A 17,305-nucleotide genomic window follows, 5' to 3' on the forward strand; every position below is an offset into this window, starting at 1 on the left:
TGATTGCAAGGCAGGTGCACGCCATGGACATCTCTGGAAGTAGCGCGTTTTATTCGGGCCTGAACACTATCCAGGCCGGGCAGAACCGCGTCGACCAGGCCGCCGGCAAAATCGCCAGTGCCGCCACCAGCCAGCCTTCGGATGCGCAGAATGACCGTTTGCAAGCGGTCAATCGCGGCCAGCCGACCGACTCGGCGAGCAATATGGTGGAACTGGCCGAAGGCAAGTTCCAGGTGGAGCTGGGCGCGAAAGTCGCCAAGGCTTCCGACGAAATGCTCGGCACATTGATCGACACCTACGCCTGATCCCCCTGACTCTCCTGTAGCAGCCGGCTGGCCGGCGATCGCGGCCTGCCTGGCACACCGCAATCGCCGGCCAGCCGGCTCCTGCCATTTTTCCCCCTCGAAATCCTGTGCGGCATCACGCTGCAGGCCTCGTCGCGCCTGGCGTTGACCTGCGTCATGACAAACGGCAGCCGCTGGGCGCTTGACAAGGATTGGTCGTAAACGTATGTTTCAAACAACTGTTTGACCGCTACAACAAATCCACGCGGTTGTTCATTCCAGGATTCATCAGCAGAGGTTTATCGCTATGCCTGACTACAAGGCCCCCTTGCGTGATATTCGCTTCGTTCGTGACGAACTGCTCGGCTACGAAGCGCACTATCAGAGTCTGCCGGCTTGCCAGGACGCTACCCCAGACATGGTTGACGCCATTCTCGAAGAAGGCGCCAAGTTTTGTGAGCAAGTGCTGGCCCCGTTGAACCGCGTCGGTGACATCGAAGGGTGCACCTGGAGCGAGTCAGGCGTTAAAACCCCTACTGGTTTCAAAGAAGCCTACAAGCAATTCGTCGAAGGCGGCTGGCCGAGCCTGGCCCACGACGTCGCGCACGGCGGCCAAGGCCTGCCGGAATCCCTGGGCCTGGCCGTCAGCGAGATGGTCGGTGAAGCCAACTGGTCGTGGGGCATGTACCCAGGCCTGTCCCATGGCGCGATGAATACCATTTCCGAGCACGGCACCCCCGAGCAGCAAGATGCCTACCTGACCAAACTGGTCTCGGGCGAGTGGACCGGCACCATGTGCCTGACCGAACCGCACTGCGGCACCGACCTGGGCATGCTGCGCACCAAGGCCGAACCTCAGGCCGACGGTTCCTACAAAGTCTCCGGCACCAAGATCTTCATCTCGGCCGGTGAGCACGACATGGCCGACAACATCGTCCACATCGTACTGGCCCGCCTGCCGGATGCTCCGGCTGGCACCAAAGGCATCTCGCTGTTTATCGTGCCTAAGTTCCTGCCCAACGCCGATGGTTCGGTGGGTGAGCGCAACGCGGTGTCCTGTGGTTCCCTGGAACACAAGATGGGCATCCACGGCAACGCCACCTGCGTGATGAACTTCGACGCGGCCACCGGTTACCTGATCGGCCCGGCGAACAAAGGCCTGAACTGCATGTTCACCTTTATGAACACCGCTCGCCTGGGTACCGCGCTGCAAGGCTTGTCCCACGCCGAGATCGGTTTCCAGGGTGGCCTCAAATATGCCCGTGACCGCCTGCAAATGCGCTCCCTGACTGGCCCGAAAGCGCCTGACAAGGCCGCTGACCCGATCATCGTGCACCCTGATGTACGCCGCATGCTGCTGACCATGAAAGCCTTCGCCGAAGGCAACCGTGCGATGGTGTACTTCACCGCCAAGCAAGTGGACATCGTCAAATACGGCACCGACGACGAAGCCAAGAAACAGGCAGATGGCCTGCTGGCGTTCATGACCCCGATCGCCAAGGCGTTCATGACCGAAGTCGGTTTTGAATCCGCCAACCACGGCGTACAGATCTACGGCGGCCACGGCTTCATCGCCGAGTGGGGCATGGAGCAGAACGTTCGCGACAGCCGCATCTCGATGCTGTACGAAGGCACCACCGGCATCCAGGCCCTGGACCTGCTCGGCCGTAAAGTGCTGATGACCCAGGGCGAAGCGCTCAAGGGCTTCACCAAGATCGTGCACAAGTTCTGCCAGGCCAACGAAGGCAACGCAGCGGTCAGCGAGTTCGTCGCACCGCTGGCTGCACTGAACAAGGAATGGGGCGAGTTGACCATGAAGGTCGGCATGGCGGCCATGAAGGACCGTGAAGAAGTCGGTGCCGCCTCCGTGGACTACCTGATGTACTCCGGTTATGCCTGCCTGGCTTACTTCTGGGCCGACATGGCACGCCTGGCTGCCGAAAAACTGGCTGCCGGCACCAGCGAAGAAGGCTTCTACACCGCCAAGCTGCAGACAGCGCGCTTCTACTTCCAGCGCATCCTGCCGCGTACCCGCACCCACGTAGCCACCATGCTGTCGGGCGCCAACAACCTGATGGACATGAAAGAAGAGAACTTCGACCTGGGCTACTAAGCCTAGGCCGGTTCCCTGCCAAGCCGCCGCTCTTTCGGGAGCGGCGGCTTTTTTGTGGGAGGCTGAAAAAACCTGAGCGGCGCGCTCAGGGATTGCTCCTTGCTGCCGTTACAGTGATGGCAATGTGATGCAGGTCACATTGAATGTGCTTAACTGTGAGCAATGAAGGCACTATGCCATCTTTTTTTGTGGGTCGGAGCTTTACCCTTGTCGCGCGCGTCCGCTGTACGTTTCAGTCATTTCCTACCATCGTTGCTGTTATTGCTGGCGGGGTTGTCGGCTGCTTACGTCAAGGACCTCAGCGTTTTCTTCACCTCGCTGTTCAACGTCCTGCCGACCCTGGTGCTGTTGCTGGGCGGTGCCTATTGCGCGGTGTACCGTCGCCAGCGTGAACTGTTCCTGATGGTGACGGTGTACGTCGCCTACTTCCTGCTGGACACCCAGACCGATTTCTATCGTGACCATGGCCGCGTGCGCGAAGACGCCGCCGTGGTGTTCCACCTGGTGTGCCTGCTGTTGCCGCTGCTGTTCAGCATCTATGCCTTGTGGCAGGAGAAAACCCACCTGTTCCGCGACTTTGTCGCACGCTGCGCGGTGCTGCTTGCCGTCGGCAGCGTGGCCCTGGGCCTGGAGCAGAGTTACCCGGGGCCGTTGCTCAACTGGCTGGCGGAGATTCGCTGGCCGGCGCTGCATGGCGCGTGGATGAGCCTGATCCAACTGTCATACCCGATGTTCCTGCTGGGCTTTGTCGCATTGGCGGCGCAGTACTGGCGCGAGCCTCGGCCGCTGCACGCCGCGCAGTTGGTGGGGTTGCTGGGAATGTTCTGGATGTTGCCGCAGACTTTCATCCTGCCATTCACCCTGAACATCATGTGCAGCCAGGTGATGTTGATGATTGCTGCGGGTGTGTCCCATGAGGCCTATCAGATGGCCTTTCGCGATGAACTCACCGGCCTGCCGGGACGCCGCGCCCTCAATGAACGCATGCAGCGCCTGGGGCGCAACTATGTGCTGGCGATGAGCGACGTCGACCACTTCAAGCGCTTCAACGACACCCACGGCCACGACGTCGGCGACCAGGTGCTGCGGTTGGTCGCCAGCAAACTGTCGAAAGTCAGCGGCGGTGGCCGGGCCTATCGGTATGGCGGCGAAGAGTTTGCCGTGGTGTTTGCCGGCAAGACCCTGGATGAATGCCTGCCGCACCTGGAAGAAATCCGCGAGATCATTGCCAACTACCACATCAAGTTGCGCAATCAGGACAGTCGCCCCCAGGACGACCACCAAGGTCGCCAGCGCCGTTCGGGCGGCGGCGATTCCAGTGTCTCGGTCACCGTGAGCATCGGCGTCGCCGAGCGCCAGGCCGAGCAGCGCACCCCGGAAGAAGTGCTCAAGTGCGCCGACCAGGCGCTGTACAACGCCAAGGGCGCCGGGCGTAACTGCGTGGTGGCGGCTGGCCAGAACCGCCGTGGCGCGGTGCGCATGCAGGGCGCTGCCGGTTGAGTGATGGTGATGTATTCAGCGCCTGTACAGTGATTGTCCGGGCCTCCTGGCGGCAGTAGGTTTAAACAATCTGCCGCCGGAGACATCACCATGCCTGCCTATAAAGCCCCCCTGCGCGACATGCGCTTTCTGATCGATCACGTGTTTGATTTCCCAGCTCACTACGCTGCCCTGGGGGCCACCGAGGCCAGCCCGGATATGGTCAGCGCGATCCTCGAAGAAGGCGCCAGGTTCTGCGAGAACGTGCTTGCGCCGTTGAACCGTACGGGGGACGAAGAAGGCTGCCATTTCGACAATGGCGTGGTGACCACCCCCAAAGGCTTCAAGGAAGCCTTCGCACAATACGTCGAAGGCGGTTGGCACGGCCTGGCGGCGGACCCGGCCTACGGCGGCCAGGGCCTGCCGTCTTCCCTGGGCTTGGTGCTCAGCGAGATGATCGGCTCCAGCAACACCTCCTGGGGCATGTACCCGGGCCTGACCCACGGCGCCATGTCGGCGATCCATGCCCACGGCACCGCAGAGCAAAAAGACACCTACCTGAGCAAACTCACCGCCGGCCAGTGGACGGGCACCATGTGCCTGACCGAAGCCCATTGCGGCACGGACCTGGGCATCATCAAGACCCGCGCCGTGCCCCAGGCCAATGGCAGCTACGCGGTAACCGGCAGCAAAATCTTCATCTCCGCCGGCGAGCACGACATGAGCGAAAACATCATCCACCTGGTGTTGGCCAAGTTGCCGGATGCGCCTGCTGGCACCAAGGGTATTTCGCTGTTTATCGTGCCCAAGTTCCTCGCCGATTCCGGGGCGCGCAATGGGGTCAGTTGCGGCTCCATCGAACACAAGATGGGGATCAAGGCCTCGGCCACCTGCGTGCTGAATTTCGATGGTGCCGAGGGTTACTTGATTGGCGAGGCCAACAAGGGCCTGAACTGCATGTTCACCATGATGAACCATGCGCGCCTGGGCACGGGCATGCAGGGGCTGTGCCTGGGGGAGGCGAGCTTCCAGGGCGCGATCAAGTACGCCAACGACCGCTTGCAGATGCGCTCCCTGACGGGCGCCAAGGCGCCGGATAAGCCGGCAGATCCGATCATCGTGCACCCCGATGTGCGGCGCATGTTGCTGACCATGAAAGCCTTCAACGAAGGCAACCGCGCCCTGACTTACTTCACCGCGCAACTGCTGGACACCGCGCACCTGGGCGACGACCCGCAGCAACGCCAGGAAGCGGAGGATTTGCTGGCGTTCCTCACGCCGATCTGCAAAGCCTTTATGACCGAAACCGGCCTGGAAGTGACCAACCACGGCATGCAGGTGTTTGGTGGCCACGGTTTTATCCGTGAGTGGGGCATGGAGCAACTGGTGCGCGATTGTCGGATCGCGCCGATCTACGAAGGCACCAACGGTATCCAGGCCCTGGATTTGCTGGGGCGCAAGGTGCTGGGCAGCCAGGGCAAGTTGCTGCGTGGCTTTACCAAAATTGTGCATAAGTTTTGCGCGGCGCATGCCGAGCACCCGCAACTCAAGGCCCAGGTCACGCAGCTCAATGAGCTGAACCAGCAATGGGGCGAATTGACCACCAAGGTCGGCATGGCCGCGATGAAAAACCCCGATGAAGTCGGCGCCGCCGCCCTGGATTACTTGATGTACAGCGGTTACATCATCCACGCCTACCTGTGGTTGCGCATGGCCCTGGTGGCCCAGGCGCAGTTGGATGCGGGCAATGGCGATGGCGATTACGCCCGGGGCAAGCTGGCGACCTGCGAGTTTTATTTCAAGCGCCTGTTACCGCGCACCAGTGCCCATCGCGCGGCGGTGGAAGCGGGCAGTGACTGCCTGATGAGCCTGCCTGCCGAACTGTTCGCCTTGTAGGCGCCGGGTTACCGGCTCCTACAGGGATCGTTGTGACTGAAAAATACTTGTTGGTCACAAGCAGACCCTATGTGTCACAAAAGTTGTTCGGTTACACTCTGGGTCTGTGAAACCGATCCTACCGAATCACTTTTAACGTTCTCACGAGGTTTGCCATGGCTGACTACAAAGCGCCGCTGCGCGATATGCGCTTCGTCCTCAACGAAGTATTCGAGGTTGCCAAGCTGTGGGCGCAACTGCCGGCCCTGGCCGAGACCGTGGATGCTGAAACCGTCGAGGCGATCCTTGAGGAAGCCGGCAAAGTCACCGCCAAGACCATCGCCCCCTTGAGCCGCAGCGGCGACGAAGAAGGTTGCCGCTGGGACAACGGCGTGGTCACTACCCCGGCCGGGTTCCCCGAAGCCTACAAGACCTACGCCGAAGGCGGCTGGGTCGGCGTTGGTGGCGATCCAGCCTACGGTGGCATGGGCATGCCCAAGGCCGTATCGGCCCAGGTCGAAGAAATGATCAACTCCTCGGGGTTGGCGTTTGGCCTGTACCCGATGCTGACGTCCGGCGCCTGCGTGTCGATCAATACCCACGCCAGTGACGAACTCAAAGCCACCTACCTGCCGAATATGTACGCAGGGGTGTGGGCCGGTTCCATGTGCCTGACCGAACCGCATGCTGGTACCGATCTTGGGATTATTCGCACCAAGGCTGAGCCTCAGGCGGACGGTTCCTACAAGGTCAGCGGCACCAAGATCTTCATTACCGGTGGCGAACACGACCTCACCGACAACATCATCCACCTGGTGCTGGCCAAGTTGCCGGACGCCCCGGCCGGTCCCAAGGGCATCTCGTTGTTCCTGGTGCCCAAGTTCATGGTCAATGCCGATGGCAGCCTGGGCGCGCGCAACCCAGTGACCTGTGGCTCGATCGAACACAAGATGGGCATCCAGGCCTCTGCGACCTGTGTGATGAACTTCGACGAAGCCGTTGGCTACCTGGTCGGCGAGCCGAACCGTGGCCTGGCGGCGATGTTCACCATGATGAACTACGAGCGCCTGGGCGTCGGCATCCAGGGGCTGGCGACTGGCGAGCGTTCTTACCAGAACGCTGTTGAGTACGCCCGTGACCGTCTGCAAAGCCGTTCGCCGACCGGCCCCAAGGCCAAGGACAAGATCGCCGACCCGATCATCAATCACCCTGACGTGCGTCGCATGTTGCTGACCATGAAGGCGGCAAACGAAGGTGGCCGGGCGTTCTCCACTTATGTGGCGATGCAACTGGACACCGCCAAGTTCAGCGAAGACGCCGCGACCCGCAAGCGCGCGGATGACCTGGTGGCGCTGCTGACCCCGGTTTCCAAGGCGTTCCTCACCGACCTGGGCCTGGAAACCACCGTGCACGGCCAGCAGATTTTCGGCGGCCATGGTTACATTCGCGAGTGGGGCCAGGAGCAACTGGTGCGTGATGTGCGCATCACCCAGATCTACGAAGGCACCAACGGTATCCAGGCGCTGGACTTGATGGGGCGCAAGATCGTTGGCAGCGGCGGGGCGTTCTACACCCTGTTTGCCGATGAGATCCGCCATTTCATCAGCACTGCCAGCAGCGACCTGGCTGAGTTCACCCAGCCCCTGAGCGCTGCGGTGGACGAGCTCGACACCTTGACCGCCTGGGTGCTGGACCGCGCCAAGACCAACCCGAATGAAATCGGCGCGGCCTCGGTGGAGTATCTGCACGCCTTTGGCTACATGGCCTATGCCTACATGTGGGCGCTGATGGCCAAGGCGGCCTTGGGTAAAGAGGCCCAGGAAGACTTCTACGCCAGCAAATTGGGGACGGCGCGCTTCTACTTTGCCCGCCTGCTGCCGCGCATTAACTCCCTGAGCGCCTCGGTCAAAGCCGGCAGTGAATCGCTGTTCTTGCTGGACGAAGCGCAGTTCTAAGCGGGGGAGGGCGTGTAAGCATTCTCTTACGTGACGTGCTGCTAATCGTCCTCTATCGCCAGATTGGATCCACAGCTAATCTACTTCACATGGACGTCGCGCAGGAAGCGCAAAGCAACAACAGGGACACGTAGGATTCTGCCAGGGTGGCGGAGTGAAATGGATGTCAGGGAAACAGTCTGCAAAGCCCCGCTTCGGCGGGGTTTTCTTATTGCCTGCGAAAAAGTTCAGGCCAGCCCGTCTACTGTGGCCGACGGCCCATGGGGACCGTTCATCACGTCTTCGAGCAAGGTGCGCAGCAACTCAAGCGTCGCCTGTTGCCGTTGCACATCCCGACACACCAACCCCACCTTCAGCGGCACCCGTGGCTCGCTCAAGGGCTTCCACAAGAGCGCTTGGCTGCTGTGTTCGTCCTGGGAGCGGCCAGGCAGTACCGTCGCCAGTTTGGTATGAGGCAGGCTGTCGAGAATCCCCACCATGGTGTTCAGCTCCGCTTGGACCTGTGGCCGGCGCCCCAGATTCGCCAACTGTGCCTGCCAGATCTGCCTGACCTGGAACTCTTCCCCCAGCAGCAGCATGGGCAGTTCCGCCGCTTGCTTGAGGGAGACCTTCTTGAATTCACGCAAGGGATGGTCGGATGGGATGACCACTTTCAGTTCATCTTCATACAGCAGCACACCGTGCAAACCGGGCTGGCGTGCCGGCAAGTAACTGATGCCGATGTCCAGCGAGCCGTTGAGCAGGCGGCGTTCGATCTCCAGGCCCGTCAACTCGTAGATCTGCACCACCAGGTGCGGCTGGGCCTTGCGTACCCGTTCCAGCATCTGCGGTACCAGGCTGGTATGCACGGTTTGCAGTACGCCGATGGCCAAGGTACGCAGCGCCTGGCCCTTGAAGTGGCGCAGGGCCTCGACGGCTTGCTGCATGCCATCGAGCAATGGCAGGGCGTGGTTGTACAAGGTGTGGGCAGCCAGGGTCGGCAACAGGCGTTTGCTGCTGCGCTCGAACAGGCTCACGTCGAGGTTCTGCTCCAGCTGGCGGATTTGCTGTGACAAGGCCGGCTGGGAGATCGACAGGCGCTCTGCAGCCCGGCCGACATGGCCTTCCTCGTACACCGCGACGAAATAACGCAGTTGCTTGAAATCCATAAGTAATGCTTATCGAAAAAGCTGGAAAATCGAAATGGCTGTACGCCCCCAAGGCGCCTAGTCTAGCGCCTATTCACAGGGCTTACAGGGCCAAGAAGCGAGATGAATACCGTTTACAGCGATGGTGTTTACATAGGCAAGGCAAAAAACGACGTGACGGGCTTGCGCCAATCCAGGGTTGCCAACAACCTGCGGGGTGTGCAGGCATGAACCTGTTCAACCTGCGACGCCCGGCACCGAGCCTGGATGATCTGTTACTGGACGCGAAAACCCCGATGCTGTGTGATGAGCTTTCCAGCCAATCATTGATGCCCACCGTGGCCCGTCCGCCACAGGTTTTCGTACGCGGCCAGGGATCCTGGCTATGGGACAGTGAAGACCGTGCCTACCTGGACTTTACCCAAGGCGGTGCTGCCAACAGCCTTGGCCACAGCCCTTCGGTATTGGTGCGCGCGTTGGCCGACCAGGCGCAGGCGCTGATCAACCCTGGCAGCGGCCTGCACAACCGCAGCCAACTGAACCTGGTGGACCGCCTGTGCCACAGCACCGGCAGCGACCAGGCCTACCTGCTCAACAGCGGTGCGGAAGCCTGCGAGGCGGCCATCAAGTTGGCGCGCAAATGGGGCCAACTGCATCGCAGTGGCGCCTATCGCATCATCACTGCCAGCAACGCTTGTCATGGTCGCAGCCTGTCTACACTGGCGGCCTCTGGCGACAATCGTTTCGAGCCGCAACTGCCGGGCTTCTGCCACGTACCGTTCAACGACCTGCCAGCCCTGCATGCCGCAGTCGATGCGCACACCGTGGCGATCATGCTGGAGCCGATCCAGAGCGACGCCGGCGTCATTCCGGCCACCGAGCATTACCTCAAGGGCGTGGAGCGGCTGTGCCGGGAGCTGGGCATCCTGCTGATCCTCGACGAAGTGCAGACCGGCATGGGCCGTTGCGCCACCTTGCTGGCCGAACAACACTACGGCGTGCGCGCCGATATCGTCACCCTGGGCAAAGGCCTGGGCGGCGGAGTGCCATTGGCGGCGTTGCTGGCTCGCGGCAAGGCCTGCTGCTTTGAGCTGGGCGAGCTGGAAGGTACCCATCACGGCAATGCCCTGATGGCCGCTGCCGGCGTCGCCGTGCTCGATAGCCTGCTGGGTCACGGCTTCCTCGAACACGTGCGTGATACCGGCCAATACCTGGGCGAAGGCCTGGCGCGCCTTGCCCACCGCTATGGCCAGGGCGAACTGCGGGGCCAGGGCCTTTTGTTGGGCCTGGGCTTGCCAGATGATTCGGCAGATGCGGTGGTAAAGGCGGCACTGTATGAAGGTCTTATCCTCAATGCCCCCCAACCCGACTGCCTGCGCTTTACCCCGGCGCTGACGGTGAGCAAGAGCAATATTGACGAAATGCTGCTGCGTCTGGCCCGCGCTTTTTCCCGTGTGCATACCACCCAACTGCAGTGCCGCAAGGGCATTGCTGTTTAACCTTTATTCCTGAACCGTCTCGCGTTATACGCGGCGCCTCCAGCCTGATTTTTTTGGTTGGGGGCGTTTTTTTGTGTGTAATTTTTGGATTGAAAAGGAGGCTTGAGCCTCATCGAAATAAATGGCTTTTAGCGGGCACCGGCAGGGAGTGCCGGTAGGGCGCAAGGATTTTTGTATGCGCTCTTTCTAATCTATACCACTGGGTGGTATGTTTGTGAGGAATGGATGCCTATGAAACTCAGGCTGTTCAAAAGCCGGCATTTTGCTGAGGTTGCCCGCAAAGCCTGGATCGGTGATATGGAATTGGGCGAGGCATTTGGCCAAATGCTCAGGGGGCAGGCGGATAATTTGGGCGGCGGAGTTTGGAAGAAACGCCTCAATCACAACCGTCATCGTTCGATCGTCCTGGCGAAGGGCAGGCATTACTGGGCTTATCAGTTTCTGTTCGCCAAACAAGACCAGAGCAATATCAGCCTCAAGGAATTGGCTGGGTTTAGGGCATTGGCAAAGGCCTATGAGGGCTTAAACGAAATACAGATCCAGCAGTTACTGGATCTCAGGGAGTTTGTGGAGATACATCATGAGCAAAAAATATGAAAGTGAAGCACTGGAGTCCATCCACCAATCGGCCAGCGCGCTGCATTCGATCGGCGCCATCAGCAAGACCACCCTTCGTGAGTTTGATGAGATGTGCATTGCGCCTGTGCCGGCGCAGATACCTGCCGACCAGATCAAGCAACTGCGCGAGCGCAGTCATGTCAGCCAACCGGTGTTCGCCCGTTACCTGAACACCAGTGCGTCGACAATCAAGCAATGGGAATCCGGCGAGAAGCAGCCCAGCGGCATGGCGCTCAAGTTGCTGAGCATCGTGCAAAAGCACGGGTTGGAGATCCTCGCCTGAGGAGGATGGCCCGGTGCCAGATTCCACTGAACCCTCACGCGCGGCCAGGGTCGATTAGCTGTACGGCTCACACGAGCCGATTTTTCGGAGCTGAACCCATGGATATCATTCGTATCATCATCGCCATCCTGTTGCCGCCATTGGGTGTGTTCCTGCAAGTGGGCTTCGCCGGCGCGTTCTGGCTGAATATCCTGCTGACCTTGTGCGGTTACTTCCCGGGCATCATTCACGCGGTATACATCATCGCCAAGCGCTGAAACCTTCAGCCTTTTGCGATCAGCCGGGAGTTTCGCTCATTGCGAAAAGCCAGTTGCTCGATAGTCTGCGTGGCGTGCTCGGCTTCGAGCCGGGCATTGAGGATGATCCCGTGATCGGCGGATTTGCTGCATACCGGGTCGGCGTTGCTGGCGTCGCCAGTCAGCATGAAGGCCTGGCAGCGGCAGCCGCCGAAGTCCTTTTCCTTCTCGTCGCACGAGCGGCACGGCTCGGGCATCCAGTCGTAGCCGCGAAAGCGGTTGAAACCAAACGAGTCGTACCAGATGTGCTGCATGCTGTGGTCGCGCACATTGGGAAACTGCACCGGCATCTGTCGGGCGCCGTGACAAGGTAGGGCGGTGCCGTCTGGTGTGACTGTCAGAAAGATACTGCCCCAGCCATTCATACAGGCTTTCGGGCGTTCCTCGTAGTAGTCCGGCGTGACAAAGATCAGCTTGCAGGGGTGACCTTCGGCTTGCAGCTTGGCGCGGTATTCGTTGGTGATGCGTTCGGCGCGGGTCAGTTGTGCCTGGGTCGGTAGCAAGCCGACGCGGTTAAGCTGGGCCCAGCCATAGAACTGGCAGGTGGCGAGCTCGACAAAGTCCGCCTCAAGGGCAATACACAGTTCGATGATGCGGTCGATCTTGTCGATATTGTGTCGATGAGTGACGAAGTTCAGCACCATCGGATAACCATGAGCTTTGACCGCCCGGGCCATTTCCAGCTTCTGTGCGAAGGCCTTTTTGGAGCCGGCCAGCAGGTTGTTCACCTGCTCGTCGCTGGCCTGGAAACTGATCTGGATATGGTCCAGGCCAGCCTTTTTGAAGTCGCTGATCTTCTGCTCGGTCAGGCCGATGCCGGAGGTGATCAGGTTGGTATAGAACCCCAGCTTGCGGGCTTCGCCGATCAGTTCGGCAAGATCCTGGCGCACCAGCGGCTCACCGCCGGAAAACCCCAGTTGTGCCGCACCCATCTCCCGGGCCTCGCGAAACACCTTGATCCACTGTTCGGTGCTCAGCTCCTTGCCTTGTTCGGCGAAGTCCAGCGGGTTGGAGCAATACGGGCACTGCAGCGGGCAGCGGTAGGTCAGCTCGGCAAGTAACCATAGCGGCAGGCCAATCTCGGGCTTTTCAGGCAAGTTCGATCCAGTGCTCTGCACGTGCGACCTCCATGAATTGCTCGATGTCTTCACCGAGTTCGGGCACGCCGGGGAATTGCTGCTCCAGCTCGCCAATGATCGCTGCCACGCTGCGCTCACCGTCGATCAAGCCACCAATCAACGCAGCACTGTCGTTGAGCTTGATCATGCCTTCGGGGTACAGCAACACATGGCCTTTCTGCGCCGGCTCGTACTGGTAGCGATAGCCCTGGCGCCACGTCGGCTTTTTGCTGCGGTCAAAACTCATAGGGTGATCCCTTTATGCCAGACCCGCTGCGCGGTCACGCTGTGATAAGGCGGGCGGTTCAGTTCGTAGGCCATGCTCATGGCATCGAGCATGCTCCAAAGGATGTCCAGTTTGAACTGGAGAATCTCCAGCATCCGCTCCTGGCCGGCGCGGGTGGTGTAGTGCGCAAGCGTGATCGCCAGCCCCTGCTCTACATCACGTCGGGCCTGGCCCAGGCGGGTGCGGAAATACTCGTAGCCGGCAGGGTCGATCCATGGGTAATGCTGGGGCCAGCTGTCGAGGCGCGACTGGTGGATCTGCGGGGCGAACAGCTCGGTCAGCGAACTGCTGGCGGCTTCCTGCCAACTGGCCCGGCGGGCGAAATTGACGTAGGCATCGACGGCAAACCGCACGCCGGGCAGCACCAGTTCCTGGGAGCGCAGTTGATCCGGGTCCAGGCCTACGGCCTGGCCCAGGCGCAGCCAGGCTTCGATACCGCCGTCTTCGCCGGGGGCGCCATCATGGTCGAGCAGGCGCTGGATCCATTCGCGGCGGATTTCCCGGTCCGGGCAGTTGGCCAGGATCGCGGCGTCTTTCAGCGGAATGTTCACCTGGTAGTAGAACCGGTTGGCGACCCAGCCCTGGATCTGCTCGCGGGTGGCCCGGCCTTCATACATCGCCACATGGTAGGGGTGATGGATATGGTAGAAGGCGCCCTTGGCCCGCAAGGCCTGTTCAAAGTCGGCGGGGTTCAGCGGTGTATCGGTCATTGGGGCTCTCCTACAGTTCAATGCTCATGCCGTCGTAGGCTACTTCTACATTGCGCCGCGCCAACTCGGCTCGCTCGGCAGAGTCTTCGTCGAGGATCGGGTTGGTGTTGTTGATGTGGATAAGCACCTTGCGCTGCTTGGGCAGTTGCTCCAGTACCTCCAGCATGCCGCCGGGGCCGTTCTGTGCCAGGTGGCCCATTTCGCGGCCGGTACGGGTGCCGACGCCACGGCGCTGCATTTCATCGTCATCCCACATCGTGCCATCCACCAACAGGCAGTCGCTGCCGGCCATGATCTCCAAGAGCGGCGCGTCTACCTTGCCCAGGCCGGGGGCGTAGAACAGTTTGCCGCCGGTGCGCAGGTCTTCGACGATCAGGCCGATATTGTCACCGGGGTGCGGGTCGAACCGATGGGGCGAGTAGGGCGGCGCGGCACTGCGCAGAGGCAGCGGGGTGAAGCGCAGGTTGGGGCAGGCGGGAATAGTGAAGCTGGCATCCAGCTCGATGCGCTGCCAATCGAGGCCGCCATTCCAGTGAGTCAACATGGTGAACAGCGGGAATCCGGTGCTCAGGTCTTCGTGGACCATGTCGGTGCACCACACCTGGTGCGGGCAGCCTTCGCGCAAGCTGAGCAGGCCGGTGGTGTGGTCGATCTGGCTGTCCATCAAGATGATTGCGCTGATCCCGGTATCGCGCAGTGCTCGGCCCGGTTGCATCGGCGCAAAACCTTGCAGTTGCGCGCGGATATCCGGCGAGGCGTTGCATAACACCCAGTTCACGCCATCGTCGGACAGGGCGATGGACGATTGGGTTCGTGCCTGGGCCCGCAGGCTGCCGTCGCGAAAGCCGGCGCAGTTCACGCAGTTGCAGTTCCACTGCGGGAAACCGCCACCGGCCGCCGAACCTAGAATCTGGACAAACATCGCCGCTCCTTCACACAAGACTCAAAATAAAAACGCCCCGGCGAGCCGAGGCGTTGCATTGCAATACAAAAGCACTCAGCGGCTGGCGAAGTACATGGTGACTTCAAAACCGATACGCAGATCAGTGTAAGCAGGTTTGGACCAAGTCATATTCATACTCCTACGAAGGGATGGGACGTTTACTACCAAGTAATACATATAGTCCACCTCCAAGCGGAGATGTTCAGATGCGTGGCGGAATATTACTCATTTCTCGTCAAGCTAGCGCTGTCTTGGTGGAAAAAGCCTGTTGCAGCATCGGCAACGATCAGAATCATATCTGCCAGTCATCGCTCACCGCCGCACCATTGGCCAGGCAGTGCCAGCCGCCGGCGGCTTGCTCGAGTCGCTGCGCCGCATCCACCAGGTTCTGCCGGTTGCGCGCCTGGATCATCCGTTGCAGTTGCTCAAGATAGTCCGCGCCACGCCCCGCCAAATGCGCCTGCCAGAGCAACTCCGCGGCTTGGGCGGTGGGCAGTGTTTGTGGCGAGAACTGCTGGGCCAGGGGGGTGTTGCCCAAGTCGTTACTCCCACCGATCAACGCTGGCAGTTGCTTGAGAAAGACCTGGATGTGCTCGAACAGGCCCGCAAGCGCGACACTGGGTGACTGCACGCCAAACAGCAGGCCGGTTTGCCCATTGAACTGTCGGATGCCACTGAATACTGCGTAGCCCACTTGTAACTCGACACGTAGGCGTTGGTAAAACGGGGTTTGCGCCAGGTGAGCGAGCAACCGCCAGTCGGCCTCGTCGGTGAGGGACTGGCTGGGTGTCGGGCAAAACAGCAGCAAGGCGTCTTCGTCGCCATCGGTTGCTACGGTGTGCCAGCGATGCGGGCCGTTGATGGGCTGGGCTTTGTGTTCACTGTCGGCACAGTGCCCGGGTAGGCGCGCCGCCGCGCTTTTGATGGCCATTTCGCACGCAGCCGGCAGGCCCATGCCCAAGCCTTGCCAGCGGGCGGTGGCCCAACGGTCAGGTGGCGCGGTGACGTCAGCGATGTCGGCAAAGCAGGCCGGCAATGCCTTGAGCAGCTCGCGAATGGCCATCTGCGGCGCCGGCCTGGCGAGTGCGTCCTGCCAAAGGTCGGCGTCAGGCTGGGTCAGGTCGCGTGCCAGTTGCTCGACGATAGCGGGCATGGGTTCATGCAGCCCGCTCATTTTCAGCAGCCAGTCATTGCCTACGGCTTCCCAGGACACTTGCACCCCGGCCTGACGGGCGTTGGTTTGCAGTGTTTGCAGGCTGTTGCCCAAGCCATGGGCGGGCGAATCCAGTTGCCAGCGCAGGTAGAGGGCGCCGTCGTCGCTATCGGCCGGCAATGCTTGGCTGAACGACAGGCCTGGCAGTTCGCGCCGGCCACGGGAGCGATCCTGGGCGAAGGTGCGCAAGCCCCGATGGGCGCTGGTCTGCCCGCGAATCAGCCCGGGGCGGTGTTCCTGGGGTGACCGTTGCAGGAATGGGTTGCCTGGCGGGAGCTGCCAGGCCTGTTGCGCGGGCGACGGTTGCAGTGCAATCAGCATGGCCTTGAGGGCTTGGCAGTGCGGCTCGGACAACTGAGCTTGAAGGTTCTCACTGTCCTGACGGGCCAGGCCCAAGGCGCCACTGATTTGCTGTTGGCGGTCGATCAGCCGGGCATATTCTTCGCGCAGCGCAGCCCAGTCGCTGTGGGCGAAAAAGCTCAACCAGTCGTTCAATAGTGCTTCGATTGCCGGGACTTGTTGTGAACCCTTGGGCCCCAGGGTGAACTCGATATCCAGCAGCGCCTGCCCGGCGAACTGGTACGGCACCCTGGCGTGCAGCGCGCTTACCCAGCCACGGGTTTTCAGCTCGGCCAGCAAACCACCGGGTGCCTGTGCATTCAGCCAGGTGCAGAGGAAGTCCAAGGCTTCGCGGGGCGCGTTGCAGGCGATGAGGTGGTGCAGATGCTGTTTATCCAGGTGTTGATAGCGATGTTTATTGCTGTCCATCAACGCCGGCGGTGCCTGCTGCGGGCGCAGCGGGCCAGCGCGCAGGTGATCGCCAAAGTGCTGGGCCAAGGCTTGCAGCTCCTCAAGCGATTGCGGGCCGGCAAGGCTCAGGGTCATTTGCCCTGTGTGATAGAAGTCTTGATAAAACCCCAGCAAACCTTGTTGGAAGTCCTCGTGTGGCACCGGCAGGCTGTCGCGATTGCCCACATGAAAACCCCGCAGTGGATGCGCGGCAGCGAGGCCTTCGAAGATCGCCACTTGATGCTGTGCCTCGGCATCCTGGGCCCAGGCGACAAACTCTGCCTGTAACACCTCACGCTCGCGCAACTGATCGTCCATCGCCAGGCGCGGGTGAGCGAGCATATCGGCCAGACGCTGCAGCGCGTCGCCAAACACTGGGGTGGGCACTTCGAAGAAGAAGTCGGTGGTGCGCTCGCGGGTACTGGCGTTGACCTGCCCACCGTGGCGTTGCACGTAGGCCATCAAACCGTCAGGTGCAGGAAAAGCCTCGGTGCCGAGAAACAGCAGGTGCTCCAGAAAATGCGCCAGCCCCGGCCAGGCCAACGGCACATCATGGCTGCCGGCCGCTACCCGCAGGGCCGCGGCACAGCGCTTGAGACGTGGGGCGTGACGCAGGGAAACGCGCAGGCCATTGGCCAGGGTCAGTTGCAGGTGATGAGGGTGGGCCGGCACAGGCATGAGCACTTCCAGAACGTAGGAAGTGCCTATGCTAGCGCA

At 61.1% G+C, this 17,305-nt stretch carries 16 protein-coding genes; 9 read left to right on the forward strand and 7 right to left on the reverse strand.

Features of this window, described 5'->3' with window-relative positions:
- The first annotated feature begins 23 nt into the window (after positions 1-23).
- The 5 genes from HBO19_RS13185 (at position 24) to HBO19_RS13205 (ending at position 7,706) form a co-directional block, all read left to right on the forward strand.
- A complete protein-coding gene (locus HBO19_RS13185; RefSeq protein ID WP_169953764.1) occupies positions 24-305 on the forward strand; it encodes a pyrroloquinoline quinone biosynthesis protein PqqE in 282 nt (93 codons plus the stop codon).
- A 286-nt stretch (positions 306-591) separates the two neighbouring features.
- Positions 592-2,397, forward strand: a complete 1,806-nt coding sequence (locus tag HBO19_RS13190; RefSeq protein ID WP_029296902.1) for a phenylacyl-CoA dehydrogenase — start codon at positions 592-594, stop codon at positions 2,395-2,397.
- Between the two features lie 207 nt (positions 2,398-2,604).
- The gene (locus tag HBO19_RS13195; RefSeq protein WP_169953765.1) at positions 2,605-3,897 is read left to right on the forward strand and encodes a GGDEF domain-containing protein; all 1,293 of its coding nucleotides are present in this window, start codon (positions 2,605-2,607) and stop codon (positions 3,895-3,897) included.
- A 90-nt stretch (positions 3,898-3,987) separates the two neighbouring features.
- Positions 3,988-5,772: an acyl-CoA dehydrogenase C-terminal domain-containing protein gene (locus tag HBO19_RS13200; protein WP_169953766.1), complete on the forward strand. Its 1,785-nt coding sequence runs from the start codon at positions 3,988-3,990 to the stop codon at positions 5,770-5,772.
- Positions 5,773-5,927: 155 nt separating this feature from the next.
- The gene (locus HBO19_RS13205) at positions 5,928-7,706 is read left to right on the forward strand and encodes an acyl-CoA dehydrogenase C-terminal domain-containing protein (protein WP_169953767.1); all 1,779 of its coding nucleotides are present in this window, start codon (positions 5,928-5,930) and stop codon (positions 7,704-7,706) included.
- A gap of 227 nt (positions 7,707-7,933) precedes the next feature.
- Here the strand turns inward: HBO19_RS13205 and HBO19_RS13210 are convergent, their stop codons facing one another.
- Positions 7,934-8,854, reverse strand: a complete 921-nt coding sequence (locus HBO19_RS13210; RefSeq protein ID WP_170057634.1) for a LysR family transcriptional regulator — start codon at positions 8,852-8,854, stop codon at positions 7,934-7,936.
- Positions 8,855-9,060: 206 nt separating this feature from the next.
- Here HBO19_RS13210 and HBO19_RS13215 point away from each other — a divergent pair, with 206 nt between their 5' ends.
- From HBO19_RS13215 to HBO19_RS13230, 4 genes are all read left to right on the forward strand, one after another.
- Positions 9,061-10,332, forward strand: coding sequence for an aminotransferase class III-fold pyridoxal phosphate-dependent enzyme (locus HBO19_RS13215; RefSeq protein WP_170057635.1), 1,272 nt, complete (start codon positions 9,061-9,063; stop codon positions 10,330-10,332).
- Between the two features lie 231 nt (positions 10,333-10,563).
- Positions 10,564-10,929, forward strand: a complete 366-nt coding sequence (locus HBO19_RS13220; RefSeq protein ID WP_170057636.1) for a type II toxin-antitoxin system RelE/ParE family toxin — start codon at positions 10,564-10,566, stop codon at positions 10,927-10,929.
- Positions 10,913-11,233, forward strand: a complete 321-nt coding sequence (locus tag HBO19_RS13225) for a DNA-binding transcriptional regulator (RefSeq protein WP_170042213.1) — start codon at positions 10,913-10,915, stop codon at positions 11,231-11,233. The genes HBO19_RS13220 and HBO19_RS13225 overlap by 17 nt, the downstream gene beginning before the upstream one ends.
- A gap of 98 nt (positions 11,234-11,331) precedes the next feature.
- Positions 11,332-11,490, forward strand: a complete 159-nt coding sequence (locus HBO19_RS13230) for a YqaE/Pmp3 family membrane protein (protein WP_010207008.1) — start codon at positions 11,332-11,334, stop codon at positions 11,488-11,490.
- Positions 11,491-11,495: 5 nt separating this feature from the next.
- Here the strand turns inward: HBO19_RS13230 and pqqE are convergent, their stop codons facing one another.
- The 6 genes from pqqE to pqqF form a co-directional block, all read right to left on the reverse strand.
- Positions 11,496-12,647: a pyrroloquinoline quinone biosynthesis protein PqqE gene (gene pqqE, locus HBO19_RS13235; protein WP_170042214.1), complete on the reverse strand. Its 1,152-nt coding sequence runs from the start codon at positions 12,645-12,647 to the stop codon at positions 11,496-11,498.
- Entirely contained in the window at positions 12,619-12,894 is a 276-nt protein-coding gene (gene pqqD / locus HBO19_RS13240; RefSeq protein ID WP_032858571.1) for a pyrroloquinoline quinone biosynthesis peptide chaperone PqqD, read from the reverse strand. The genes pqqE and pqqD overlap by 29 nt, the downstream gene beginning before the upstream one ends.
- Complete coding sequence (pqqC, locus tag HBO19_RS13245) at positions 12,891-13,643, reverse strand: pyrroloquinoline-quinone synthase PqqC (protein WP_170057637.1); 753 nt, start codon at positions 13,641-13,643, stop codon at positions 12,891-12,893. Before pqqC ends, pqqD begins: the two co-directional genes overlap by 4 nt.
- A 10-nt stretch (positions 13,644-13,653) precedes the next feature.
- Positions 13,654-14,565, reverse strand: a complete 912-nt coding sequence (gene pqqB, locus HBO19_RS13250; protein ID WP_169953780.1) for a pyrroloquinoline quinone biosynthesis protein PqqB — start codon at positions 14,563-14,565, stop codon at positions 13,654-13,656.
- 75 nt (positions 14,566-14,640) lie between these two features.
- Positions 14,641-14,715: a pyrroloquinoline quinone precursor peptide PqqA gene (pqqA, locus tag HBO19_RS13255; RefSeq protein WP_003194766.1), complete on the reverse strand. Its 75-nt coding sequence runs from the start codon at positions 14,713-14,715 to the stop codon at positions 14,641-14,643.
- Between the two features lie 163 nt (positions 14,716-14,878).
- A complete protein-coding gene (gene pqqF, locus HBO19_RS13260) occupies positions 14,879-17,266 on the reverse strand; it encodes a pyrroloquinoline quinone biosynthesis protein PqqF (RefSeq protein WP_170057638.1) in 2,388 nt (795 codons plus the stop codon).
- Between the last annotated feature and the right edge of the window lie 39 nt (positions 17,267-17,305).

This window comes from Pseudomonas sp. WS 5021 (genome assembly GCF_012985535.1).
Classification (GTDB): Bacteria; Pseudomonadota; Gammaproteobacteria; order Pseudomonadales; family Pseudomonadaceae; genus Aquipseudomonas.

Coding starts and splice junctions, on each gene's coding strand:
- HBO19_RS13215 (WP_170057635.1), top strand. CDS start 9,061: ATGAACCTGTTCAACCTGCGACGCCCGGCACCGAGCCTGGATGATCTG.
- HBO19_RS13225 (WP_170042213.1), top strand. CDS start 10,913: ATGAGCAAAAAATATGAAAGTGAAGCACTGGAGTCCATCCACCAATCG.
- pqqC (WP_170057637.1), bottom strand. CDS start 13,643: ATGACCGATACACCGCTGAACCCCGCCGACTTTGAACAGGCCTTGCGG.
- HBO19_RS13190 (WP_029296902.1), top strand. CDS start 592: ATGCCTGACTACAAGGCCCCCTTGCGTGATATTCGCTTCGTTCGTGAC.
- HBO19_RS13210 (WP_170057634.1), bottom strand. CDS start 8,854: ATGGATTTCAAGCAACTGCGTTATTTCGTCGCGGTGTACGAGGAAGGC.
- HBO19_RS13185 (WP_169953764.1), top strand. CDS start 24: ATGGACATCTCTGGAAGTAGCGCGTTTTATTCGGGCCTGAACACTATC.
- pqqB (WP_169953780.1), bottom strand. CDS start 14,565: ATGTTTGTCCAGATTCTAGGTTCGGCGGCCGGTGGCGGTTTCCCGCAG.
- HBO19_RS13205 (WP_169953767.1), top strand. CDS start 5,928: ATGGCTGACTACAAAGCGCCGCTGCGCGATATGCGCTTCGTCCTCAAC.
- HBO19_RS13230 (WP_010207008.1), top strand. CDS start 11,332: ATGGATATCATTCGTATCATCATCGCCATCCTGTTGCCGCCATTGGGT.
- HBO19_RS13220 (WP_170057636.1), top strand. CDS start 10,564: ATGAAACTCAGGCTGTTCAAAAGCCGGCATTTTGCTGAGGTTGCCCGC.
- pqqD (WP_032858571.1), bottom strand. CDS start 12,894: ATGAGTTTTGACCGCAGCAAAAAGCCGACGTGGCGCCAGGGCTATCGC.
- pqqF (WP_170057638.1), bottom strand. CDS start 17,266: ATGCCTGTGCCGGCCCACCCTCATCACCTGCAACTGACCCTGGCCAAT.
- HBO19_RS13200 (WP_169953766.1), top strand. CDS start 3,988: ATGCCTGCCTATAAAGCCCCCCTGCGCGACATGCGCTTTCTGATCGAT.